Origin of the sequence: Aliidiomarina minuta, assembly GCF_003987145.1 — a bacterium.
GTDB lineage: Bacteria > Pseudomonadota > Gammaproteobacteria > Enterobacterales > Alteromonadaceae > Aliidiomarina > Aliidiomarina minuta.
This window is the reverse complement of record NZ_PIPL01000001.1, coordinates 500,263-525,146: the sequence shown is the minus strand read 5'-3', so window position 1 is coordinate 525,146 and position 24,884 is coordinate 500,263. Positions and strand designations below refer to the sequence as shown.

Sequence of the window (24,884 nt, the reverse complement as noted above, 5' to 3'; positions counted from 1 at the left end):
ATTCAGATCCTGATTTATTTATGAGTACGGGCGAACTCGGTCATAAAGTCTACAAGCGCTCGAGTGCCTTCCAGTGGCATAGCGTTATACATGCTGGCGCGCATGCCGCCAACAAAACGGTGCCCTTTAAGCGCCATCAGACCGCGTTGCTCAGCCTGTTTAAGAAATTCGTTATCCAGTTCCGGTTTTAGTAACTGAAAAGGTACGTTCATGATAGAACGGTTTTGTGGGTGTATCTGATTTTTATAGAAAGGGTTATTATCTATGCATTCATACAGTAGTTTTGCTTTAGCGTGATTACGCGCCTGCATCACCTGCACACCACCTTCTGCTTTTATCCACTTAAATACTTCGCCGGCAAGGTACCAGGCAAAAGTATTCGGAGTGTTATACATGGATTTTTCAGTGTCCTGCACCTGATAGTTCATCACGGTGCAAACTGAGTTCTGCTGCGTAGCGAGCAAATCTCTGCGTACAATAACGACGGCAAAACCAGAGGGGCCAATGTTCTTCTGAGCACCGGCATAAATAACTCCAAACTTAGAAACATCCAGCGATTCTGCCAGAATAACTGAAGACATATCGGCAACCAGTGGTGCTGACACTTCTGGGATCTCGTGCAAGGCTATACCATCAACAGTCTCATTCGGGCAGTAATGCAGATAAGCCGCTCCGGGAGTTAAGTTCCATGACGCCTGTGGCGGTATCATTTTGCCCTGTTCGCTGTCAGTGACTGAAGCCACCCGATTCACCCGGGCGACATATTTAGCCGCTTCTTTCTCAGCGATTTGCGACCAGTTACCCGTGTCCAGATAATCGACAGTGGCGTCAGCCCCTGCGATATTCTGTGGTACCGCGGAAAACTGACTGCGTCCCCCGCCATGCATAAATAGCACCGCATAGTTATCCGGAATCGACATCAGATCCCGTAAATCCTGCTCGGCCTGTTCGGCCATGGCGATATAGGCTGGAGAGCGGTGGCTGATTTCCATCACAGAAACACCACGCCCCTGCCAGTCTAATAACTCTTTTTGTGCTTTCTTTAATACGGGGGCCGGCAACATAGCCGGCCCTGCAGAAAAGTTATGCGTCATCGTTCGGGGAATCCTCTTCAGAGGAGGTTGCCTCAGGGGCGCCCTCTTCGCCTTCTTCACCTTCAATAACGACCGCTTCATCGTCTATTTCAGCGATGCGCTGCAAACCGACCACAAATTCATCAGTGGCTGTGCGAATAAGGGTGACGCCCTGTGTATTACGACCCACCATAGAGACTTCATCTACCCTGGTGCGCACCAGGGTACTGCGGTTACTGATGATCATCATTTGTTCACCAGGCACCACTTCCAGAGCACCGACTACTGAACCATTACGCTCAGAAACTTTAATAGATACTACACCCATAGTAGCCCGGCTTTTCGCTGGGTACTCGCTGAGCATGGTACGTTTACCAAAGCCGTTTTCAGTCACGGTTAATATAGCGCCTTCGTTTTCGCTGCCTTCAGTAGTACGAGGCACTATCAAGGACACAACTTTCTGGTCTTCGTTCAGGCGGATACCACGAACACCAGTCGCGGTACGACCCATAGAACGTACTTTATCTTCGGTGAAGCGAACTACTTTACCTGCATCAGAAAACAGCAGTATGTCCTGTTTACCATCGGTGATATTAACGCCGATAAGCTCGTCATTATCTGCCAGATTAAGGGCAATGATGCCGCTTGCACGAGGGCGCGAGTAGTCAACCAAAGGTGTTTTCTTAACGGTACCGTTGCGAGTCGCCATGAAGACAAATTTATCATCTTCAAAATCAGCGATCGGCAGAATGGCAGTAATGCGCTCGTCATCTTCCAGTGGCAGCAGGTTTACAATAGGTTTGCCGCGGGCAGCGCGGCTAGCTAATGGCAACTGGTAGGTCTTCATCCAGTACACCCGGCCACGGGTTGAGAAACACAGTATGGTATCGTGAGTGTTGGCTACCAGCAGGCGTTCAATGAAGTCTTCGTCTTTCATCTTAGTCGCTGCTTTGCCTTTACCCCCGCGCTTCTGTGCTTCGTATTCATTCAATGGCTGGTACTTCACGTATCCCTGGTGCGACAGCGTTACTACGACATCTTCCTGTTCGATCAAGTCTTCCAGGCTGATATCATGCGCTATTGAGCTCAATTCAGTACGACGCTCGTCACCAAATTCAGCTTTGACCGCTACCAGTTCTTCTTCAATCACTTCCATCAGGCGTTCTGAGCTGGAAAGGATATGCAATAATTCTTCAATCTGTTCCAGCAAGGACTGGTATTCATTCAGAATCTTTTCGTGCTCAAGGCCTGTCAGTCTGTGTAAGCGTAACTCAAGAATTGCCTGAGCCTGGTTTTCAGTCAGATGATAAATACCATCACGCACACCAAAACCTTCCTCGACCCAGTCAGGACGGGCTGCATCAACACCGGCACGTTCCAGCATCGATGCGACATCACCCAGCTGCCAGCCACGGGCTATTAGCGAGGCTTTGGCTTCTGCAGGGGATGGAGAGGCTTTAATAAGTTCAATGATTTCTTCGATGTTGGCCAGCGATATGGCCAGGCCTTCAAGAATATGAGCCCGTTCACGTGCTTTGCGAAGCTCATATACCGTGCGGCGGGTAACCACTTCACGACGATGCAGAATGAAGCATTCAATCATTTCACGCAGCGTGAATAGTTTCGGCTGGCCTTTGTCCAGCGCCACCATGTTGATACCAAAAACGACCTGCATTTGCGTGTTGCGATACAAGTGATTAAGCATCACTTCACCGGACTCGCCTCGCTTCATTTCTATGACAACGCGCATGCCGTCTTTGTCTGACTCATCACGCAGCCCACTAATGCCTTCCAGCTTTTTCTCTTTAACCAGATCAGCAATTTTTTCAATTAGTCGGGCTTTATTTACCTGATACGGCAGTTCGTGCACGATAATGGTTTCACGACCATTGTCTTCGGTAATAACCTCAGCGCGTGAGCGGATATGAATCCGGCCGCGACCTGTGCGGTAAGCTTCAATAATGCCCTGATTACCAGAAATAATAGCGGCTGTTGGGAAGTCGGGTCCCGGAATGTACTCCATCAATTCTTCGAAAGTGATGTCCGGGTTTTTGATCATGGCCAGACAGCCATTGATCACTTCAGTCAGATTATGCGGCGGAATATTAGTCGCCATACCCACAGCAATACCGGATGAGCCGTTAGCGAGCAGGTTAGGAACCCGGGTTGGCAATACATCAGGAATCTGCTCGGTACTGTCGTAGTTAGGTACAAAGTCGACGGTCTCTTTGTCCAGGTCAGCCAGCAACTGGTGAGATATTTTGGACATACGTACTTCGGTATAACGCATCGCAGCGGCCGAATCGCCATCGACCGAACCGAAGTTACCCTGCCCGTCAGCCAGCATATAACGTAATGAAAAAGGCTGCGCCATACGAACAATAGTGTCGTAAGCCGCTGAGTCGCCATGCGGGTGATATTTACCAATTACATCACCGACCACACGAGCCGACTTTTTATAAGGTTTGTTGTAATCGTTACCCAATACACTCATTGCGAACAGCACGCGGCGATGCACTGGTTTCAAACCATCACGAACATCTGGCAAGGCCCGCCCGATGATTACGCTCATGGCATAATCAAGGTAAGAGTTTTTCAGTTCGTCTTCTATATTAACCGGAACCACTTCCTGGGCATGATCACTCATACAGAACTTCCCTACAATAAATTAGCGTTGTTTATGTCGTTATAATTAGTCAGTGAGTGGCGTCAAAAGCGCCCTGCTCAGCAGCGTTTGAGCATATCATAAGCCAGGTTCATTGACGAGTCACAAAACTGGCAACTGCTACTCAGGTTGAGTACACTAGCGGCGCCCTTATAAAGCGCATGACGCGGGGCTTACTGCTTGTTTTATAGTCACACAGGAATTAATGCCATGAATCAGAATGTGGACCCAGGTGAAATTAGTAAATTCAGTGCTGTAGCGTCGCGTTGGTGGGATCCGGATGGCGAGTTTAAGCCGCTGCATTTAATCAACCCTTTGCGCCTTAATTACATTGAACGTCACGCCGACGGGCTGTTTGGCAAGCAAGTTGCGGATGTTGGTTGCGGTGGAGGTTTACTGAGCGAAGCCATGGCGAAAATGGGCGCTCAAGTCAGTGGCCTTGATATGAGCGATGAAGCCCTTAAAGTAGCCCGGCTCCATGCTGCTCAGTCAGATCTCAGCATTGACTATCAGGAAACGACAGCAGAGCAGTTTGCGGCCTCTCATGAACAACAGTTTGACGTGGTAACCTGCCTGGAGATGCTGGAGCACGTGCCCAATCCTGAAGCGGTAGTTGCGGCTTGCGCCAGTATGGTAAAACCCGGCGGTCATGTCTTTTTCTCGACGTTGAACCGCAATCTGAAATCCCGCCTGCTAGGTATCGTAGCGGCCGAATATGTGTTGGGCTGGGTGCCCAAAGGCACGCACGATTATGCGAAATTCATCAAACCTTCAGAACTGGTTCAAATGGCTGAAAAACAGCCACTACGAGCGCAAAACATGACAGGGCTGCACTATAACCCCTTGAGCCAGGAATTCTTTTTAAGTGATCGTAATGTCGATGTGAACTACATTGTGCATTGCCGTAAACCGGAATGAGTTTTTTATGCCAATAAGCAAAAAGAGCGCTGTTTTATTTGACCTTGACGGTACTTTACTGGATACCGCGCCGAGCCTACATACCGCACTGAATAAAGTGCTGCGCCTTCATCAGCGACCCGAGCTCGAGTTGCATTTAACTCGTCCACTTGCCTCGCATGGCGCGACTGGCTTATTGCGGCTTGGTTTTGGTGAGAATTTTAACCCTACTACCCGTGACGAGCTACGCAAACAATTTCTGGATGCCTATGCAGAAGACGTCAGCAGCGAGACCAACTACTTTGACGGCGTCGTTGCTATGCTGAGTAGCTTACAACAGGCAGATATTCCCTACGCTATTGTGACCAATAAACCCACTCAGTTTACCCATGCACTATTGCCCGACTTTGCGGCCTTGCAACAGGCCGGAGCGGTAGTCTGCGGCGATACCCTGCATGTCGCTAAGCCAGATCCGGCCCCATTACTTTATGCAGCGGAGCAGCTGGGCATTACTGCACAGGACTGCTGGTACGTCGGCGACGCTGAACGTGATATTCAGGCAGGTAAAGGAGCTGGTATGCAAACAGTACTTGCGACCTATGGCTACCTTAGTGATGAAGATGATATTCAGGCCTGGCAAGCCCACTACCATATTGAGCATGCTAATGACCTGTTCGCCTTACTAGGCAAATAAGTCAATCTAATCAGATATGCAGATATAGTGTTAAGCCTGGCGATTTAACACTATATCTTGTAACCCTTTGTAAACCCTCGTGTATGCTCACATATCCAAAATGCCTCTACTAAAACCCCCATTTGTAATAGCTAAATATTATTAAAATTTTTGTAATCTTTACTCAGGCTGTAGCTACCGCTTTCACTGACTTATAGCCTTATCTTCGAAATAAATCATAAAAACAGGGCAGTTATGCACAGGTTATGCCCTTGAGAATAGCCTGTTTCAGGTCTAGTATATCGGTCAATTCCAAAACACAAGATATAGTGCAAAATTCAAACACTAAAGCCATAAAACACTACATCTTGTGGTACACCCATGCCAAATAATGGCAGCGCAACAGGTAAAGCATCATGAGTCAATCTATTGAAGTGACAAAACGCAACGGCATTCGCGAACCTCTGGATCTGGATAAAATCCATCGTGTTATCAGCTGGGCTGCTGAGGGTCTGAATAATGTATCAGTCTCGCAGGTAGAAATTAAGTCACATATTCAGTTTTATGATGGCATTAAGACTGAAGATATCCATGAAACTATCATAAAAGCCGCCGCTGATCTTATCTCGGAAGAATCTCCTGATTATCAGTATATGGCAGCCCGCCTTGCGGTTTTCCACCTGCGTAAGCGTGCCTATGGTCAATTTGAGCCGCCGCACTTATATAAGCAAGTCACCAGCATGGTAGAAAAAAACCGCTATGACCGCCATTTACTGGAGGATTACAGCGAAGAAGAATTTAATCAGATGAACGAGTTTATCGATCACTGGCGTGACCTGAACTTTTCTTATGCAGCGGTTAAACAACTGGAAGGCAAATACCTGGTGCAAAACCGGGTGACTGGCGAAGTTTACGAAAGCGCACAGTTTCTTTATATGTTGGTGGCCGCCTGCTTGTTTGCAAAGTATCCGCCAGAAAAGCGCATGGATTACATTCGCCGTTTCTATGATGCAACCTCGCAGTTTAAGATTTCACTACCAACACCTATTATGTCTGGTGTACGCACCCCTACCCGTCAATTCAGCTCCTGTGTTCTGATAGAGTGTGGCGATAGTCTTGATTCTATCAATGCAACCGCCAGTGCTATTGTGAAATACGTATCACAACGGGCTGGTATAGGTATCAACGCAGGACGCATTCGTGCCCTGGGCAGCCCAATTCGCAATGGTGAAGCTTTCCACACTGGCTGCATTCCTTTCTTTAAGTATTTCCAGACTGCGGTGAAAAGCTGCTCTCAGGGCGGTGTTCGTGGCGGCGCTGCCACCCTCTTCTATCCGCTCTGGCATTTAGAAGTAGAATCGCTGCTGGTACTGAAGAATAACCGCGGCGTCGAAGAGAACCGCGTACGCCACTTAGACTACGGTGTGCAGTTTAATAAACTTATGTACCAGCGACTGATTAAAGATCAGCACATCACCCTGTTCAGCCCTTCTGACGTTCCAGGTCTGTACGATGCGTTCTTCTGTGATCAGGACGAATTTGAGCGTTTGTATGTGCAGTACGAAGCGGATGACAGCATTCGTAAGAAACGCATTAAAGCCATTGAGCTTTTCGGTCTCTTTATGCAGGAGCGCGCCAGTACCGGCCGTATCTACCTGCAAAACGTAGATCACACCAATAACCACAGTCCTTTTGACGCTAAAGTAGCGCCTATTCGCCAGAGCAACCTGTGCCTTGAAATTGCCCTGCCGACTAAACCATTAAGCCATGTTAATGATGAAGAAGGTGAAATTGCACTCTGTACACTTTCCGCTTTCAACCTGGGTTCTATTGAGTCACTGGATGACTTTGCCGAACTGGCTGATCTTGGTGTGCGTGCGCTGGACAGTCTGCTGGATTATCAGGATTACCCGGTACCAGCTGCCTGGAATGCTACTCAGGGCCGTCGTACTTTAGGTATTGGTGTTATTAATATGGCCTATTACCTGGCCAAAAATGGTGTCCGTTACTCTGATGGCAGTGCCAATGGTTTGGTACATCGTACCTTCGAAGCCATGCAATATTACCTGCTAAAAGCCTCTAATGATCTGGCTAAAGAAAAAGGCGCCTGCCCTAAATTTAACGAGACCACCTATTCGCAGGGGATTATGCCGATCGACACCTATAAAAAGGATCTCGATACGGTCTGTAGCGAACCTTTGCATTACGACTGGGATGCTTTACGTGAATCTGTTAAAGAGCATGGTTTGCGTAACTCAACGCTGTCGGCACTGATGCCTTCAGAGACCTCCTCACAAATTTCTAATGCCACCAACGGCATAGAGCCACCACGCGGCCATATTAGTGTGAAGTCCTCTAAAGATGGCGTTATGAAACAGGTGGTTCCGGATTATGAAAATCTGAAAGACGCTTATGAACTGCTGTGGTCAATCCCTAATAACAAAGGTTATCTGGAACTGGTCGGTATTATGCAAAAGTTTGTCGACCAGACTATTTCAGCCAATACCAACTATGATCCGGGCAAATTTGAAAACAATAAAGTGCCCATGAAGCAATTACTGCAAGACCTGCTTTACGCGTACAAACTGGGCGTGAAAACTATGTATTACCACAATACCCGTGATGGCGCTTCCGATAGCCAGAATGACGTGGCTGGTCGCAAAGCAGTTCCGCAGGAAAAGGCAGCAGCAACGGCTGCAGTAGTCGCCACTGAATTTGATGATGACGATGATTGCGCTGGCGGCGCTTGTAAAATTTAATAGATTTCTAATGTGGGTACCTATAATACAATGAAATACTCGACGTTTAATCAAACTCATACCAATGCCTTGGGCGAGCCGATGTTTTTCGGTAACTCAGTGAATGTGGCGCGCTACGACCAGCAGCGCCACAGTATTTTTGAGAAACTCATCGAGAAGCAACTGAGCTTCTTCTGGCGACCTGAAGAAGTCGACGTCAGCCGCGACCGCGTTGATTTTCAGGCTATGAGTACCAGTGAAAAGCATATTTTCATTTCTAACCTGAAGTATCAGACCTTGCTTGATTCAGTACAGGGCCGCAGCCCTAATATTGCTTTCCTGCCAATAGTCTCATTACCGGAATTAGAGACCTGGATTGAAACCTGGTCGTTTTCAGAAACTATTCACTCACGTTCATACACGCACATTCTGCGTAACCTGTTCAGTGACCCTAGTGAGGTTTTTGATGACATAGTTGCCAACGACGAGATCAGAGAACGGGCTACTGATATATCCAAATATTATGACGACCTGATTTTTCACACTCAGCTGTGGCAGACTCAGGGCGAAGGTAAATGGACAATAGATGGCGAGACTTACACCGTCACTAAACGGGAATTAAAGAAAAAACTTTTCCTCTGCATGAACTCGGTTAATGCACTGGAAGCGATACGTTTCTATGTCAGCTTTGCCTGTACCTTTGCTTTCGCTGAGCGTGAAATGATGGAAGGCAATTCAAAGATCATTCGCCTGATTGCTCGTGATGAAAACCTGCATCTTACTTCTACTCAGCATGTATTAAACCTTTGGCAGCATGGCGAAGATGATCCTGAAATGCAGGAAATTGCCGAAGAGCTGAAAGACGAAGCTATGGAAATTTTCACCTCTGCGGTTGAACAGGAGAAGAAATGGGCCCATTACCTGTTTCAGAATGGCTCTATGATAGGTTTAAACGAAGACATGCTGTGTCAATACGTGGAATACATAGCTAACCTGCGTATGGCCGCCATAGGCCTTGAGCCTCAGTATGATCAAAAGAGCAATCCCCTGCCCTGGATGAACAAATATCTGTCGTCCGATAATGTGCAGGTGGCGCCGCAGGAGTCTGAAATAAGCTCTTACCTGGTCGGCCAGATCGACAGTGAAGTCAGCGCAACTGACTTTGGCGATTTTGATTTATAAGAATGAGCAAAGGTTATTGCGTTAAGGCCAAAGGAATGGCAGCTTTTAATGTACCTGAAAAAAGTGATAAAACACTCTTACAAAGTATGGAAGAACAAGGCATAGAAACCCACTTCCATTGTCGGGATGGTTTCTGCGGTGCCTGTCGTACGCAGCTGATTTCAGGTCAGGTAAGCTATATTAATGAACCTTTGGCGTACGTGCGTGAGGGCGATATTTTACCCTGCGTCTGCATTGCCAGTAGCGATATTGAAATCGAGCATTGAAAAAACTGATTATAAAAATCGTTTTAATCAGTTTTTACTTTTAATGAGTTATTGGCATAATAGCTCCAGTTAAACAGCTAATACGCTATATAAAATTTTGGGGAGAGTTATGTTAACAGTTATTTTTGGTCGCCCGGCATGTCCTTTTTGTGTTCGCGCCAAGCAGATTGCCGAGCAACTTAGCGAAGAGCGTGACGACTTTGAGTTTCGTTACGTCGACATTCATGCCGAAGGCATCAGCAAAGCCGATTTAGAAAAAACTATCGGTAAACCCGTATTAACGGTGCCGCAAATTTTTGTTGATGAAGATCATGTCGGTGGCTGCACTGAGTTTGAAGCCTACGCCCGTGAAAATCTGGGACTGTATCAAAACGGCTGATTGAGAACTCATACCTGTAAAAAAGGGGCTTAAGCCCCTTTTTTCATGGATAAACATCCTAATAGCTTTGCAATGCCTGATTCAAGCGTTGTTCAGACACCGGAAAAGCTGTACCAAGCTGCTGTGCAAACAAAGACACCCTGAATTCTTCGAGCATCCAACGAAACTGCAGCAGTTCAGAACTGGCTCTGTCTCCATTTGCAACCTGATTCAGCATACCCTGCCAACGCTCTTCCAGTTTAGCTACGCTCAGCATGTGTAAACGATCCCGGTTCGGATCAACCGGCAGTTTTTCCTGGCGTATTTTCAGCGCTTTCAGGTAACGTTCTATATCTGCTAAACGTTTTTCCCCGAACTGACTGACAAAACCTTTAAAAATAAGGCTTTCAAGATGTGCTTTGATATCATTGTAAGATTGCACCTGGTTAAGTGGTACTTTGCCTTTTAATTGTTTTTGAATCTGGTGGCTTAATAACAGGCAGCGTTCAACCTGCCCTGCGACACGCAAGGTCGCCTCATTTAACTGCCCCCGAACATCGTCCACAACCGCTGCAAAAGCTTGCTCATCAGTGACTTCACGACCGATAAGCAGGCTATCAATAGCAGCATGAATGCAATCATCGACTAAAGCATCTACTTTACCCCAGGGATTAAAGTACATGGCCAGTTTTGCTTTATTGGGCAATTTTTCTCGCAAATAGGACGCTGGTGAAGGCACTTTAAGCAATACCAGGCGGCGCAGTCCCTGTTGGTGGGCTTCCTGCGCCTGTTGCGCATTATCAAATAAGCGGATGGCCACGTCTTTGTGGTTATCCACCAAAGCCGGATAAGCTTTGATAGCAAAGCGGCCCTGCTTTTTTTGCAGATTTTTCGGTAAAGAACCAAAGGTCCAGTCAGTTAACCCTTCTTTCTCTATATCGTCGCCAGCCGTCTGCACTAGTGTTTGCTTAACCTTGCCCTGAAGTTTGTGTTGCAGGTCTTTCAGGTCACGTCCCTGCGCCAGTAAACTGCCTTCTGCATCCACCACTTTAAAGTTAATCTTTAAATGCGCAGGCAACGCCTGCAAATCCCAGTCTTCCTTTTCAACCTTAACGCCCGTCATGCGCAATAGCTGTTTAGACAAGGACTGCAACAGAGTGCCCTCAAAAACTTTCATTGACTGCAATGCAGCCTGGGCATAATTTGGAGCAGGCACAAAATTACGGCGCAGACTTTTGGGTAAACTCTTGATTAAAGCAATCACCAATTCTTCACGCAAAGCTGGAATTTGCCAGTCAAAACCGCTCTCCTGAACCTGATTGAGAATGGCCAACGGTATCTCAACGCTGACACCGTCGTCTTCTGCCTGGGGATCAAAAGCATAACTTAACGGCAGTTGGAACGACCCTTGCTGCCATTCATCAGGATACTGGTTTTCAGTTACATACTCGGCTTCCTGCAGCATTAGTTTCTGACGTGAAAAGTGCAGCAATTGCGGATTATTCTTACTTTGTTGCTTCCACCAGTTTGCCAGCTTGCGTTCATCGTAAATATGCTCAGGTAGCTCATGGGCGTAACACTGATACAGAGCTTCTTCATCAATCAGAATATCGCGACGACGGGATTTATCTTCCAGCTCACGAATATCTTCAATAGTTTTTAAGTTCGCTTGAATAAAAGGTAATGGCTGGCGTACTTCACCAGTGACCAAAGCCTCACGAATAAAGATCTCCCGCGCTATTACCGGGTCTAGCGGGCCAAACTGAACTTTTCGTTTGGGTACAATAATAAGACCATACAAACTCACCTGCTCATCAGCCACTACGCTGCCACGCTTTTTCTCAAAACGGGGCTCTGAGTAGCTTCGTTTTACCAGGTGGCCTGCTGCAGGTTCAATCCACTCGGGCTTAATACCACCGACACCTCGGGCAAATAACCGCGAAGTTTCCACCAGCTCGGCAGCCATCACCCACTTAGGTGGCTTCTTAAATAAACCGGATCCCGGAAAAATAAAGAACTTACGACCACGAGCGCCACTAAATTGATGTCCTTCATCCTTCATGCCTATCTGAGACAATAAACCGGCTAACAGCGCTTTGTGTATTTGTTCTTCCTGAGCAGGCTCGTCATTAATTGGCAGCCCCATTTCACGCACCGATTGGCGCATCTGCGTATATAAGTCCTGCCATTCGCGAACTCGAAGGTAATGAATAAATTCCTTTTTACACTGTTTACGAAACTGATTATTAGAAAGCTCCCGCTGCTGTTCCTGCAGGTAATTCCACAAGTTCAGATAGGCGATAAAATCTGAGTGTTTATCATGAAAACGGGCATGTTGCTGATCTGATTTTTGTTTGGCATCGGCTGGTCGTTCACGGGGATCCTGAATACTTAACGCTGCCGTGATCACCATCAGTTCGCGTACTGAAGCGAAATCACGAGCTGCCAGCACCATACGTGCCAGACGTGGATCTATAGGTAAACGGGCCAGTTGCCGACCGATGTCAGTCAGTATAAGTTGCTGTTCTTTTTTTCTATGAATAGCACCCAGTTCGTCAAGTAAACTCAGACCATCATTTATAAAGCGGTCATCCGGCTTTTGCAGGAATGGAAACTGACGAATATCACCAAGCCGCAATGCGGTCATTTGCAGAATAACCGAAGCCAGATTAGTTCTTAGTATTTCCGGGTCGGTAAACTCAGGCCGATTATTAAAGTCTTCTTCGCTGTATAAACGGATACAAATACCAGGGCCTGTGCGGCCGCATCGGCCCTGGCGCTGATTCGCACTAGCCTGGGATATAGGTTCAATAGGTAAACGCTGAACTTTGGTGCGATAACTGTAACGGCTGATACGTGCTGTGCCCGGATCAATCACATAGCGAATACCTGGTACCGTTAATGAAGTTTCTGCTACGTTGGTAGCCAGGACTATGCGCATACCGCTGTGGGACTGAAATACGCGGTTCTGCTCTGACGCAGATAAACGGGCATACAAAGGCACTATGTCTACCTTGCGGCGTTGATCAGCAAGTGCTTCACGAAGTGCTTCCGCGCTATCTCTGATTTCTCTTTCACCACTTAAAAAAACCAGAATATCGCCCGGCCCTTCGCGCATCAGCTCGATAGATGCATCAACAATACCCTGATACATATCCACGTCATTCTGTTGCTTATCGAGCAACGGCTGGTAGCGCGTTTCAACTGGGTAAGTGCGCCCGGAAACGGTAATAACAGGAGCTTTATTAAAATGCTCAGAAAAGCGTTCTGTTTCTATAGTGGCAGAAGTGATGATAACTTTAAGGTCTGGCCGCTTAGGCAGTAGCTGATGAAGCACTCCAAGCAGAAAATCTATATTCAGTGAACGCTCATGAGCCTCATCAATAATGATAGCTTCATAAGCAGCAAGAAAAGGGTCATTTTGCAGCTCCGCCAATAAAATACCATCGGTCATTAATTTTACTGACCCTTGGTCACTGGACTTGTCCTGGAAGCGAACCTTATAACCTACATGCTCTCCAATAGATTGACCTAGTTCTTCAGCTATTCGGCTGGCAACAGAACGCGCCGCCAGTCGTCTTGGTTGAGTGTGACCGATAAAGCCTGCAGCCCCATAACCCAACTGCATTAAAATCTTGGGTAATTGTGTCGTTTTACCTGAACCGGTTTCACCTGCAACAATAACCACCTGATTATCACGGATAGCATCGGATATTTCATCTTTGGCCGCCACAACCGGCAGATCTTCAGGATACTTAAGGGCCGGAAACGCGGTCAATCGTTGCTGAACTTTATACTGCGAACTTTCAATTTGCTGTTGCAGCTTATTCAGCGCGCCGCTGTCATTGGAATCGGTTCTCTGCAGCTTTCGCAAGCGCTGCCTGAACTCATGGCGATCGCGGACCATACAGGAATTGATAGAATGAAAAAGGGAGTTCATGGATAACCTGCAACTGCTCACTGGGCCGCCATTCTAACAAGCTAACGCCAGTGAGCAAAACAGTTAACTACTAATGATTCGCGTATGAATCCTGTAAGTGCAAATTAATAGCTTTTAAAACATGGGTACGTGAGATAACGCCGACCAGTTTGCCCTGGTAATCTACCACCGGATAAACTTTAGGCCGATTGGAACCAAACTGCTGAGCCAAATCGAGAATGGCAGTATCTGCATTCACAGTGACCACCTCCGCGCTCATGCAGTCCGCAACCGTCGCAGACTGTTCCTTGTGGTAGGTTCCTTCCAGCATCATTGCCAGACAATCCTGCTCAGATAAAAAGCCAACCACTTTTTTGTTGAGGTCTACCACCGGACCACCTGTAAGGTCAGCTTTTAATAACTTATCAACTGCTTCTTCTATCGGCATAGTCGCCGTTAATACTGCAGGATGGCGGCTCATATAATCGCCTACTTTCAATGAGCGTATGGTCATAGACTTATTCCTCGTCGTTATATATTCCAATGCGTAAAGGCTGATGACTGCTCTGGCTGGCCCGGTACATACCTTCAGTATTAAAAGGCATATGAATCTGTCCTTCAGCATCCAGAATTATCACCCCACCAGTACCGCCGGCGTCAACCAGAACCTCATGAATGACTGCATCGCCAGCGGCGAAAATATCGTCGCCTTTATATTTCACCCGTGAGCAGATATCAGCCGCCACATGGTGACGAATAAAGTACTCACCATGGCCCGTTGCAGAAACCGCGCAACTCTGGTTATCCGCCCAGGTTCCGGCACCAATAATCGGTGAGTCGCCAATACGTCCATATTGTTTAGCGGTCATACCACCGGTTGAAGTGCCCGCCGCCAGGTTTCCATCACGATCCAGCGCTACTGCACCAACAGTGCCCATATTAAAAGCCGGATCCCAGTTTTTATTATTGGCAATCTGGTCCCCTGTTTGCTCGCTTTCGCGTAATTGTTCCAAAGCACGCTGCAGCTGCTCATATCGATGCTCACTGTTAAAATAGCTATTATCTACCAGTTCCAGACCCTGCTCTTCTGCAAACTGAGCCGCGCCATCGGCACTCAGCATCACATGGCGCGAGTTATCCATAATTTCCCGGGCCAGATGAATTGGGCTTTTTACGGTTTTGACACCTGAGGCCGCCCCAGCATTCATAGTCGCCCCTTCCATCACCGATGAATCAAGCTCATGTGTTCCATCATAAGTATAGACGGCTCCGATTCCGGCATTAAATAAAGAGTTATCTTCCATCACCTGAATAGCTGCAATAACGGCATCCATACTATCGCCACCCGCTTCCAGAATTTCATAACCGGCCTCTGTTGCCTGCTCCAGAGCGGCAGTAAACTGAGCTTCCCGCTCAGCACTCATATTCTCCCGGGTTATGGTGCCGGCACCCCCATGAATAGCTATCGCAATAGGCGATTCTGAGCTATCAGGCTGTTGATTGCCTGCACCACCGCTTTCGCCACAGCCACTCACTAAAGTACCTAGCACCAAACTGGTTAACAATACGGATGTTTTTTGCATATTTCCTGATCTCCATGCGTTCTTATAATTAGTTTATTATGGACTTTTACGATGCTCGCATACAATACCCTGTCAATGCTATGCTAGCTCTTATTCTAACAACTCCAGACCCATTTGATATGAGCAAAACCCTTTACTGGTATGACTTTGAAGCTGGTGGTGCTAATCCCCGTGTTGACCGGCCTACGCAGTTTGCAGGCATAAGAACCGATGAAGACCTGAATATTATCGGTGAACCCCTTGTTCACTACTGCCAGCAAACCCCTGACTATCTGCCGCATCCGGAAGCCTGCCTGATTACCGGCATCACACCGCAGAAAACCTTACAGAAGGGTATTCCCGAAGCTCATTTCTGCGATTTAATTCACCAGCAGTTCAGTCAACCAGAGACCACTATAGCTGGCTACAACAACATTCGCTATGACGATGAAATGACTCGGTTTATGTTGTACCGGAATTTTTACGATCCCTATGCTTACAGCTGGCAGAATAATAACAGTCGCTGGGACCTGGTTGATCTGGTCAGGGCCTGTTATGCGCTGCGTCCAGAGGGTATCGAATGGCCAACAAATGAAAAAGGACTGACCAGCTTCAAACTTGAACACTTGAGTATGGCCAATAATATTGAGCATGCGCAGGCTCATGACGCTATGTCTGATGTTTACGCCACTATTGGCATGGCACGTATTATTAAAGAGCAACAACCGAGATTATATGCCTGGTACTGGCAGTTACGCCGCAAAGCTCAGGTACAGAAGGTACTGGATGAAGCTATGGTGCAAAGCAAAGCACTGGTCCACGTCAGCTCTCACTATGGTACTGAACAAGGTAATCTAAGCTGGATCTTCCCTCTGGCTTACCATCCTGAACAAGCCAATACACTGATTGCCTGGCGTCTGGACAAGAATCCGGAGAATTGCCGGGACTTAAAAGCCGACCAGATCAGGCAATTGCTGTTTACCCCCAGAAGCCAGCTTACAGAAGGTCAGGAACGACCAGGACTGGTCAGTATCAGCATCAATAAATGTCCGTTTTTAGCGCCACTTAACACCCTAAGTGCAGAACGCGCGCGCAATTTTAATCTCGACTGGAAACAAGCGGAAGCCTATTTAGCGCTTTTACAGCAGGATCCGCATCTCCGTCAGCATATTGTCAGCGCCCTGCTGGAGCCCGCCGACAACGCATCCGCTCCTGATGACGTCGAGCAACAACTGTACAGTGGCCCATTTTTTTCCGAGCAGGCCAAGAGCCAAATGGAAATTATACGTAGCAGTAGCCCTGAGCAACTGGCAACTCTGACACTGGAATGGGATGACAGTCGATTACCTGAATTACTGTTTCGTTATCGTGCCCGCAATTATCCTCATACCTTAAGTCAGCCTGAAGTTGAACGTTGGCGGCAACATTGTAAAACACGTTTAACAGAAGGCAGTAAACATCATCTGAACATAGATGAGTTTGTGCTACGGCTGGAGCAATTAGCACAGGAGCACGAACAGAACAGCCGTAATATGGCGATTGTCAAAGCGCTGGCTAATTACATTCAGGAGCTGTAACTATGCAGCCGACAATATATGACTATATTATTGTCGGCGCGGGTTCTGCCGGCTGTGTATTAGCCAACCGACTAACAGCCTGCGGCCGCTTTAACGTGCTTTTAGTCGAAGCTGGTCCAGAACCCGCCTCCTGGTTCAGTACCACCCCGGCAGGCTTTGCCCGCTTTATGTTTGGTCGCAAATATAACTGGCATTACTTCAGTAAACCCGTTGCTGATATCAGGCATGGTGAGCCAATTTTCACTCCTCGAGGCAAAATGGTCGGTGGCAGTGGTGCTGTAAACGCCATGATCTATATTCGTGGTCACGCAAGTGATTATGATGCCTGGGCAGAAGCCGGCAACAAGGGCTGGGGTTTCGAGGACATGCTGCCGTACTTCAAAAAAGCTGAATGCAATCAGCGCGGGAGCGATCACTGGCATAGTAACCAGGGTCCGTTAAAAGTAAGTGACGTTGATATCGCCTTCGCTCCATCCTTTTCCTTTATGCAAGCCTGCCAACAGCAAGGGCTGCCTTTTAACCCCGACTTTAACGGTCCTGAACTGGCCGGTTACGGACCTTATCAGTTTACCTGGCACAATGGCCGCCGTTTCGGCGCCCGACAGGCTTATCTGGACCCCGTGCGGTCGCGCCCAAACCTAAGTGTAATGAGCGACACTCTGGTCAGTCGTGTTTTGCTGGAAAATAATCGGGCAACTGGAATTATTTGCAAAAATGGCCAGGTATTTAGTACAAGACGCGAAGTGATTTTATCAGGTGGAACCTTTAACTCGCCGCAATTGTTAATGCTTTCTGGTATAGGCCCGGCGAAACAGTTGCTGAAGCATGGAATTGAATTAATACATGATTTACCGGGAGTTGGCGAAAACCTTCAGGAGCATGCAGATGCTTCAGTTATGGTCAGCTGCAAAAGTTTTGCCGGCATCAGTTTGAACCCTTTTTCCCTGGCTATGCGCCTACCTGCTTTATGGCAATACTGGCGCAAGAGAAAAGGTTTGCTCAGCAGCGCCATTTCAGAAACCGGAGCTTTTTGTTTCAGTAATGAACAGTTAAAGGTTCCCGATATACAATTACACTTCATGCCAGCGTTGTACGACAACAGCGGACGCAACCTTAAGCTAGCCATGCAACAAGGGTTTTCCTGCCACTTTTGCTTGTTGCGACCCAAAAGCCGGGGCACAGTCCGACTATCAGGTAAACAGATTACTCAACCACCATTAATTGATTATAACTTCTTAGATCACAAGGATGATATTAAGGCCTTGCTAAGCGGCTTTCGCCTTGCCCGTTCGATTATGCAACAGCCAGCGTTTTCAGCGTTTCGCGTCAAAGAAATTCACCCCGGGAATGGACTACAAAGCGATGAGGATCTTCTTAACGCGCTGAAAAGCCGCCTGGGTCTTATTTATCACCCGGTTGGTACCTGCAAAATGGGTGCAGATAATATGGCAGTCGTAGATGACCAGTTAAGAGTTCATGGCCTCCATAATCTGAGGGTTATTGACGCTTCTATAATACCAACTCTTATCAGTGGCAATACGAACGCGCCCACCATTGCCCTTGCTGAAAAAGCAGCGGATCTGATACTTAGCTCTATAACAGCCTGATTCGCCGTCAATTTAATGAACCTCTAGCCTGGAACTTGTCGCTAAAGTTCGGTAAATAAGTAGTAAATGACGCTAAATTTACAGTACTCCCGTTATCTTTTGCTAATTTTAAAGTGAACTTCAAATAGGAGGATACTGTTATGTTACGCACTATGACTAAAACCACACTGGCTGCTTTTATTGCCGCCTCTTTTTCTGTAAGTGCAATTGCTCAGGATGAACAGCAACAAGAGCAAGAGTGGCAGCAGCAACAGCAGGAAGCTGAGCGCGATCATCGCGGTGATCGTGATAAGCGAGATAAAAGCGATAAGGAATTCGCGGAGGTTATAAAAGAAGACGACAGTTATTCACGCTTTGCCGAAGCCTGGGAAGCTTCAGGTATCGAAGATGAGTTGGATAGCGATACCACCTATACCGTATTTGTTCCTACCAATGAAGCCTTTGGTGGAGGCCCGGCTGCTCAAAGACAACAGCAGGCTCAGGCCCAGCAACAAGGTATGGAGCAAGGGCAGGAACGCACGCAGGCACAGGAACGTCAGCGAGGGCAGCAGGCTGGCCGCCACGCTGATATACAACAAATGATTGATGATGATGACACCGACGGACTCCGTGAGTTATTAAGTCACCATATTGTTGAAGGTGAAGTGAGAAGTGATAACATTGCCGAACAAGGCATTACCGAAGAAACACTTAATGGTAACGATGTTCGTATCACAGCCACAGCCGGGTCCATGCGTGTCAACAATGCACGGGTCGTCGAGGCCGACATTGAAACCTCTAATATTATTGTACACCGTGTGGATACACTACTTTCAGACAACGGTTATGCTGCTGAATAAAGTTGAAAGTGACTAATATACAAAGAGCCAGCAATTGCTGGCTCTTTTTTTAGGAGGGAAATAATTAGAACGAATAACCCAGGCTGATATAAACAAAACGGCCTATATTGTCATAATAAGCACTTCCTGCGCCAGTTCCATTGGTCGTCCCAGGCATGTCCCGGTCGAACAGATTATCGATCCCGACTCGAGCACGAACACCATTCTCATAACGATAACCCAGAGTAAGATCAGTTACCGCGTAAGAACCATAACTCATCTCGCTACTCGGGTTAGGATTGCCGGCCAGCTCATCCGGGTTATACAGATTTACGCTATTGGAATAACGTGTGCGCGTTCCGATAGTCCAGTTGTTACGTGAGTAATCCAGGGTAAAGCGCATTTGCAGATCGGCATTGCCCATTACACCCGCATAATCAATATAGTCATCCGGCTGGTCAGTGAAAGGATAACGTTTAGCTTCGAGAAGCTTAGTACCAAGCAGAGTTGTGCGGATATTGCCGTCAAAAGCATTAAAATCATAACCCAACTCAAAATCGATACCGCTGTTTTCACTGCGGGCAATGTTCAGCGAGTAGCTTTCAATCAATTCTACCTGACCACTGTCATTGTTACGGCTGATACGACCGCAATAGGCATTATTGATACTATTAGCATCCACACAGGCATCCAGAATCTGCTGGGCTGCATTGCTTGCAATGGTATCGGTAATATCAATTTGCCAGTAATCAACAGTAGCAGAGAAGCCATTTAACCAGGCTGGCTGATAAACAACACCCGCCGTATAAGAACGAGACTCTTCCGGCTGCAGATTCGGATTGCCCCCAACTTCCAGTTCTAAAGAACCGCTGTCGTAGTTGTCGTCGAAGTCACCGGCTACACCCAGAGCCGCACAGTTAGCAGCGCGGGTTTCACGGCGCTCGTCAGTCAGGTTATTCAGGTTACTGACCCGACAAGGGTCGCTCACATTAGCAAAGCTCTGTCCTGAGCTACGATACAGTTCAGTGATATTAGGCGCACGTAATGCTTCAGATACGGTAAAGCGAGTCCGCAATTCAGTATTAATCACCCACTCCAGCCCGGCCTTCCAGCTTGTCGCGTTGCCGATAGTAGAGTAATCCGCAAAACGTATCGCTGTTTCCAACGTTAAGTCCCGCATAAAAGGCGCATCTGTTATTAATGGCAGAGACAGCTCAGCATAGGCTTCGGTGACATCGAAACTACCATTGGTTTCACCCAGCGCATTGAAGAAAGTTTCATCGGCTTTTGCGCGCGGGTCTTCAACAGTTGTAGCGCTCTCATCGCGGTATTCTACACCGCCGGCAAAACCAGCATAACCTGCTGGCAGGCTAAATAAGAACGGGTTTTGCACGTTAAAAGTAGCCACGCTCTGCTCTACTTCAGCCGTTGCTAAAGAACTGGTGTAAATATAATCACGAGCATCAGCACCTATGGCGTCCGCGCCAAAAATACTGGTCGCCACACAGCCATTTGCCCGCGCTTCTTCATCGCGACATACCGGACCCTCGCCCAAATCAATCGCATCAATAGCATACAGGTAGTTCTGAGTAATCAGGTTATTGTTATTGACCCGCTCAATCTCAGTGCGGCCCCAGACTAAAGAAGCATCAAAACTCCAGTCATCAGACAAATAACCATCTACGCCGGCTACAAGTCGCATGGTTTCACGTTTATTATCTTCCAGACGACGACCACCGTCATTATACATACGGCCAATATTCAGCTCAGAAGCACCGGCTTCATCCATCAAAGCGCCGAGTTCACTGCCAACAAAGGCATTGTCGCGTTGAATAGCATAGTCGCCAGTAGTTCGCACGCCGCCATACGAGAAAAATGGCTGGCCAATGCTCTGGCCATCTGTACGCACGTATTTAGCTTCCAGCGTAGTGTACAGGTTAGGAGTCAGCTCGAAACCATTACGTACGTTAAAATTCGTGCGCTCATATTTTGGCTGCATTTCCACGTATTGATTCATATTGATGTAATCGCAGAAGGTACAGTAACCCGTGCGTGGATCTACTGGGCCATTAAACATGACTTCGCGTGGTGTACCATCGTTGTTGAAGGTATACCAGGTATCATTCAGCTGAAAGTTCCCCGCCTCTGATAAATCATAATAACCGGCGTCTGGAACACGCACTTGATCAGGGTGATCCGGTGACAGTGCATCCTCGTCTGAACGCGGTCCGTATAACGAATCATAGTTCATGCTTGCCCAGGAGCGGCCTGCGTACTGGTGATCCAGAGCATTTAAGCTATCTTGCGAATTGTATTCTACGGAGAATGCCAGGTTACCGCGATTATCCATGTAGTTTTGCCCGTACGACAGAGTAAATCTTTCATTTCCATACGGATTGTTCTCTGCCCAACCTTTGGTGGCTGAAATATCCAGGCCTTCAATGTTCTTCTTAAGGATGAAGTTCACTACACCAGTGACCGCATCAGCGCCGTATACCGCTGAGGCACCGCCGGTGATAATTTCAACCCGGTCAATCCAGGCACTGGGAATAGTATTAGTATCAACCGCAGCGCTATTCGGAGAACCTGCCACATGGCGACGCCCATCAACTAGTACTAGCGTACGGTTGGTTCCCATGCCACGTAAATCGAGCAAACTGATACCCGCGTTACCAATGCTGTTTCCTGAATTCGCCAATGTCATGGTGTTACCCAAGGCAGGCAGACGTGATAATACTTCCCCTAAATTCATCGCCCCTGAATTCAGAATTTCGTCGCCGGTAATAACAGTTACTGGCGCAGGAGCTTCTGCTCCAGCGCGCAAAATACGTGAGCCTGTTACCTGAATGCGTTCTGGCTGCGTTGCTTCGTTATCATCACTTTGGCCTGCGATTGCCCCTGGTGCCATCAGTACACCACTGGCTACTGAAATGGTAAAGGCCGCACGCATTGAACATGTGAGAGAAGATATACTACTCATACTATTTCCCTTAATTTTTGGATTTATAATGTCCTCTGAATAAAGAGGCGCAGGGTTTATAGCATCCCTCATATTGCCTATGCAAGTAATCATATAATTATAGTCATATTACTTAAGACATATTCGCAGCATCAAAATAAGCTTGTTTGTATTTTAATCATAAAAAAACCCGCGCCCTTTATGGGCTGCGGGTTTTCTGATTAATTAACAATCAATTAATCGGTTTTAGTTTTCGGTCCTACTTTAAATAGTCGAGCCAACGCCGGAATTAATATCAGTGCGCCCAGCATGTTCCAAAGGAACATAAAGGTAAGCAGGATACCCATATCGGCCTGGAACTTGATCGGCGACCAAATCCAGGTGGCAACACCAATCGCTAGCGTAAGACCCGTAAAGCCAACAGCTTTACCTGTTTTAGACAAGGCATATTCATAACTTTGTGTTAAGTCCATACCCTGCTTTAAACCTTCGCGTAACTTACTGTAGATATAAATACCGTAATCAACACCGATACCAACACCTAAAGCTATTACCGGTAAGGTGGCCACTTTAATACCGATTCCCAGCATCGACATCAGCGCCTGACTCATCACTGTAGTAAACATCAGCGGCAATACAATACAAAGCACTGTACGTATACTGCGGAAGGTGATCAGACAAAGCACAATAACCACACCATAGACCCAAATCAGCATTTCCAGTTGCGCCTGATCGATGACTTTATTGGTCGCTGTTTCTATGCCCGCGTTACCGGCTGCTAACATCAGGTTGAGTTCATCGCTTGGGTATTCAGCTGCAAAGTCGCGAACATTGTCCACTACTCGTTGTAGGGTCTCGGCTCTGTGATCGTTAAGATACATAACTACCGGAGCCATGGAGCAGTCGCGATTCATTAAGCCGCTCGGCGCCTGAGAGATGGAAGCATTAATAATAAAGTCATCACGGTTAACGCTGTACCATTTCAGATTACCTTCGTTAATACCAGCCATGCCCATTTTAGAGACATAGACAATAGAGCGAACCGCCTGCACGCCTTCCACATTCTCCATATGCCACTGGAAACGATCCATAAGTGCCATATTTTCATAAGCGATACACTGCCCTGGTGCCGTTTCTGCCATCACTACAAAAATATCAGTGCTGGCACTGTAGTTCTCCACCATAAACTCATTGTCGAGGTTATAGCGGGAGTCAGCACGCAATTCAGGCGCACCGCTGTCGAGATCACCAATAGCGAGTTGTTGCGCTTTATAGATACCAAAGGCGAGCATCACCAGAGAAATAGCAATTGCTATACGGCCCCATTTAGGTTCAGCAAAACGGGAAAATATTTTAACCACCGGATGGCGACCATGCTGCTTTTTCTCCTGGTACTTAAGTCCTCGTTTACTGACATCAATATAAGACGTCAGGATCGGTAGTAAACCTAAGTTAGTCAGGACTATAACAGCAACACCAATACTGGCGGCGATAGCCAGTTCTTTAATAACCGCAATATCGATAACCATCAACGTAGTAAAACCAATCGCATCACTTGCCAGAGCCGTCAAGCCAGCCACAAAAAGCCCGCGGAAGGCGTAGCGTGAAGCCATTTCTTTATCAGCTCCGTCCACCCGATTAGCTATCACGGCATTGATAATCTGCACACCATGGCTGACCCCAATAGCGAAGACCAGGAAAGGAACCAGCATCGAATAAGGGTTAATGCCGCTACCAATAAGCTTGATAATGCCCAGCTGCCAGATAACAGCAACTACTGAGCACAGGAGCACCATGAGCGAGCTGCGCACACATCGGCTGTATAGAAACAGCATGACAAAGGTGATTAGCATGGCAATTACGAAAAATACCGCAACCTGCTGAGCGCCATCGATCAAATCGCCAACCACTTTGGCGAAACCCACAATCTGAATATTAATAGTATCTGACTGATACTGATCGCGAACCAGTTCTTCCAAGCGTTCAGAAAACTGGTGGTAATCCAGTTGCTCTCCGGTTTCAGGATTAATTTCATTCAGCGGCACATAAATGAGTGCCGACTGGAAGTTGTTTGCAACCAGGTTACCTACTTCACCTGAACGTAATACGTTTTGTCGTAGTTGATCCAGAGACTCTTGTGAACCGTCATAAGTATCAGGGATAACGGGACCGCCGACAAAACCATCTTCGGTTACTTCAGACCAGCGTACATTTGGCGTCCAGATAGAGCGCATGCCGGAACGGTCAACACCGCTGATATAGGACAGTTCATCTGTCACCTGGCGCAGAGTTTCCTGATATTCGGCATCAAAAATAGTCCCTTCCGTGGTTTCTACCGAAACCCGTATAGCATTGCCTAAGCTTGCTAAATCCTCTTCATATTTAAAGAAATTTTGTACGAATTGATGATTTTCGGGAATCATTTTGCGAAAACTGGCATCAGGCCTTACCTGAGCTGCGTTATATAGTAAAAACGCAGTAATGATAGCGAATAACGCAATCCATAAAATACGGAAACGAAAGAGTAGATTTTCGGCCAGAGACGCGCGGCCCTGCACCATAGAGTCTGAAGTTTGTTGCATGGGTAACT

Annotated in this window: 16 protein-coding genes; 9 read left to right on the top strand and 7 right to left on the bottom strand. The window is 47.2% G+C overall.

Features of this window, described 5'->3' with window-relative positions; all coding sequences use genetic code 11:
• Positions 1 to 14 precede the first annotated feature (14 nt).
• Positions 15 to 1,094 carry a 3-phosphoserine/phosphohydroxythreonine transaminase gene (serC, locus tag CWE09_RS02525; protein WP_126802380.1) on the bottom strand — a complete coding sequence of 360 codons (1,080 nt, stop codon included), beginning with the start codon at positions 1,092 to 1,094 and terminating at the stop codon, positions 15 to 17.
• Positions 1,084 to 3,720, bottom strand: a complete 2,637-nt coding sequence (gene gyrA / locus CWE09_RS02520; protein WP_126802378.1) for a DNA gyrase subunit A — start codon at positions 3,718 to 3,720, stop codon at positions 1,084 to 1,086. The genes serC and gyrA overlap by 11 nt, the downstream gene beginning before the upstream one ends.
• A 228-nt stretch (positions 3,721 to 3,948) precedes the next feature.
• Between gyrA and ubiG the strand changes: the two genes are divergently transcribed.
• From ubiG to CWE09_RS02490, 6 genes are all read left to right on the top strand, one after another.
• Positions 3,949 to 4,656 carry a bifunctional 2-polyprenyl-6-hydroxyphenol methylase/3-demethylubiquinol 3-O-methyltransferase UbiG gene (gene ubiG / locus CWE09_RS02515; RefSeq protein ID WP_126802376.1) on the top strand — a complete coding sequence of 236 codons (708 nt, stop codon included), beginning with the start codon at positions 3,949 to 3,951 and terminating at the stop codon, positions 4,654 to 4,656.
• 7 nt (positions 4,657 to 4,663) lie between these two features.
• On the top strand, positions 4,664 to 5,329 hold the full coding sequence (locus CWE09_RS02510; RefSeq protein WP_126802375.1) for an HAD family hydrolase: 666 nt from the start codon (positions 4,664 to 4,666) through the stop codon (positions 5,327 to 5,329).
• 395 nt (positions 5,330 to 5,724) lie between these two features.
• Positions 5,725 to 8,067 (top strand): class 1a ribonucleoside-diphosphate reductase subunit alpha, encoded by a 2,343-nt coding sequence (nrdA, locus tag CWE09_RS02505; protein WP_126802373.1) that lies wholly within the window; start codon positions 5,725 to 5,727, stop codon positions 8,065 to 8,067.
• A gap of 30 nt (positions 8,068 to 8,097) precedes the next feature.
• Positions 8,098 to 9,228, top strand: a complete 1,131-nt coding sequence (gene nrdB, locus CWE09_RS02500) for a class Ia ribonucleoside-diphosphate reductase subunit beta (RefSeq protein WP_126802371.1) — start codon at positions 8,098 to 8,100, stop codon at positions 9,226 to 9,228.
• Positions 9,229 to 9,263: 35 nt separating this feature from the next.
• Positions 9,264 to 9,494, top strand: coding sequence for a class I ribonucleotide reductase maintenance protein YfaE (gene yfaE, locus CWE09_RS02495; protein WP_241974289.1), 231 nt, complete (start codon positions 9,264 to 9,266; stop codon positions 9,492 to 9,494).
• Between the two features lie 109 nt (positions 9,495 to 9,603).
• Positions 9,604 to 9,873, top strand: coding sequence for a GrxA family glutaredoxin (locus tag CWE09_RS02490; protein WP_126802369.1), 270 nt, complete (start codon positions 9,604 to 9,606; stop codon positions 9,871 to 9,873).
• A gap of 58 nt (positions 9,874 to 9,931) precedes the next feature.
• On the opposite strand, the gene hrpA is transcribed toward CWE09_RS02490, so the two are convergent.
• The 3 genes from hrpA to CWE09_RS02475 all read right to left on the bottom strand — a co-directional run bounded on the left by hrpA (position 9,932) and on the right by CWE09_RS02475 (position 15,354).
• A complete protein-coding gene (hrpA, locus tag CWE09_RS02485) occupies positions 9,932 to 13,792 on the bottom strand; it encodes an ATP-dependent RNA helicase HrpA (RefSeq protein WP_126802367.1) in 3,861 nt (1,286 codons plus the stop codon).
• Between the two features lie 70 nt (positions 13,793 to 13,862).
• Positions 13,863 to 14,285: a CBS domain-containing protein gene (locus tag CWE09_RS02480; protein ID WP_241974288.1), complete on the bottom strand. Its 423-nt coding sequence runs from the start codon at positions 14,283 to 14,285 to the stop codon at positions 13,863 to 13,865.
• A 4-nt stretch (positions 14,286 to 14,289) separates the two neighbouring features.
• On the bottom strand, positions 14,290 to 15,354 hold the full coding sequence (locus CWE09_RS02475) for an isoaspartyl peptidase/L-asparaginase family protein (RefSeq protein WP_126802365.1): 1,065 nt from the start codon (positions 15,352 to 15,354) through the stop codon (positions 14,290 to 14,292).
• A 119-nt stretch (positions 15,355 to 15,473) separates the two neighbouring features.
• On the opposite strand from CWE09_RS02475, the gene sbcB reads away from it, so the two are divergent.
• The 3 genes from sbcB to CWE09_RS02460 all read left to right on the top strand — a co-directional run bounded on the left by sbcB (position 15,474) and on the right by CWE09_RS02460 (position 19,356).
• Positions 15,474 to 16,910, top strand: coding sequence for an exodeoxyribonuclease I (gene sbcB, locus CWE09_RS02470; protein ID WP_126802363.1), 1,437 nt, complete (start codon positions 15,474 to 15,476; stop codon positions 16,908 to 16,910).
• 2 nt (positions 16,911 to 16,912) lie between these two features.
• Entirely contained in the window at positions 16,913 to 18,517 is a 1,605-nt protein-coding gene (locus CWE09_RS02465) for a GMC family oxidoreductase (protein ID WP_126802361.1), read from the top strand.
• Between the two features lie 140 nt (positions 18,518 to 18,657).
• The gene (locus tag CWE09_RS02460) at positions 18,658 to 19,356 is read left to right on the top strand and encodes a fasciclin domain-containing protein (RefSeq protein ID WP_126802359.1); all 699 of its coding nucleotides are present in this window, start codon (positions 18,658 to 18,660) and stop codon (positions 19,354 to 19,356) included.
• A 64-nt stretch (positions 19,357 to 19,420) separates the two neighbouring features.
• On the opposite strand, the gene CWE09_RS02455 is transcribed toward CWE09_RS02460, so the two are convergent.
• Both CWE09_RS02455 and CWE09_RS02450 read right to left on the bottom strand, forming a co-directional pair.
• Positions 19,421 to 22,315, bottom strand: coding sequence for a TonB-dependent receptor domain-containing protein (locus CWE09_RS02455; RefSeq protein ID WP_126802357.1), 2,895 nt, complete (start codon positions 22,313 to 22,315; stop codon positions 19,421 to 19,423).
• A 215-nt stretch (positions 22,316 to 22,530) separates the two neighbouring features.
• Positions 22,531 to 24,876 carry an efflux RND transporter permease subunit gene (locus CWE09_RS02450; protein ID WP_126802355.1) on the bottom strand — a complete coding sequence of 782 codons (2,346 nt, stop codon included), beginning with the start codon at positions 24,874 to 24,876 and terminating at the stop codon, positions 22,531 to 22,533.
• Positions 24,877 to 24,884 lie beyond the last annotated feature (8 nt).